General features: G+C 65.8%; 1 protein-coding gene. It reads right to left on the minus strand.

What is annotated here, in order from left to right:
* A partial coding sequence (locus tag EVJ23_RS15030; RefSeq protein WP_131470825.1) for an RNA-guided endonuclease TnpB family protein occupies positions 1-906 on the minus strand: 906 nt, incomplete at both ends.

A 906-nucleotide genomic window follows, 5' to 3' on the forward strand; every position in this document is an offset into this window, starting at 1 on the left:
CAACAGGTTGAGGCTCGCGTTGACGTCGCGGTCATGGTGCGTGCCGCATACGGCGCATGTCCACTCGCGGACGTGCAGGTCCTTCTTGCCGCCGTTCTCGCCACAGGCCGAACAGACCTGGGTCGAGGCGAACCACGGGTCGGCCTGGATCAGTGTGCGGCCGTGGAACCTGCATTTGTAGGCGAGCTGGCGGACGAACTCGCCCCATCCGGCGTCCCCGATCGACCTCGCCAGGCGGCGGTCCTGCATCATCTCCCTCGGTTTCAGCGTCTCGACGACGACGACTTGGTTCTCGTCGACGATGCGTCGTGACAGCCTGTGGAGGAAGTCATGTCGGCGGTTCCGTACCTTTTCATGCTTTTTGGCCAATAGGAGCCGCGCCTTCTCGCGGTTCCGGCTGCCGGGCTTCTTGCGGGAGAGCGAGCGCTGCGCCCGTCTCAGCCGTTCCTCGGCCTCGCGCAGGTTGCGCGGGTTCGGGACCTTCTCCGTGACGAGCGCGTCGTTCGTCATGACGGCGAAGTCCCCGAGGCCGAGGTCGATCCCGATCTTGTGCTCGGCCGGGACCCACGGCTCGTCGGGCTGCTCGACGAGGAGCGACACGAAGAACTTGCCCGTCTTCGTCATCGACACGGTCGCCGACCGAATGACGCCGTCGAAGATTCGGTGCTGTGTGAAGCGGATGAACCCGACCTTCGGGAGCCGGACCCGGTCCCCCTCGATGCGGATCGTGCCGTGCTGGTTGTTCGTCGTGTAGGAGGCGCGCGATTTCCGTCTCGACTTGAACACCGGGAAGCCGGCCGTCCCGGCGAAGAACTTCGCGAACGCCGCGTCGAGGTGAAGCTTCGCGTTCGCGAGCGCGAGGCTGTCCGCCTCGGCGAGGAACGGGAACAGGGGCTTGTACGAGGC

It is taken from the genome of Exiguobacterium sp. SH1S1, from assembly GCF_004337245.1.
Lineage (GTDB): Bacteria > Bacillota > Bacilli > Exiguobacteriales > Exiguobacteriaceae > Exiguobacterium > Exiguobacterium aurantiacum_A.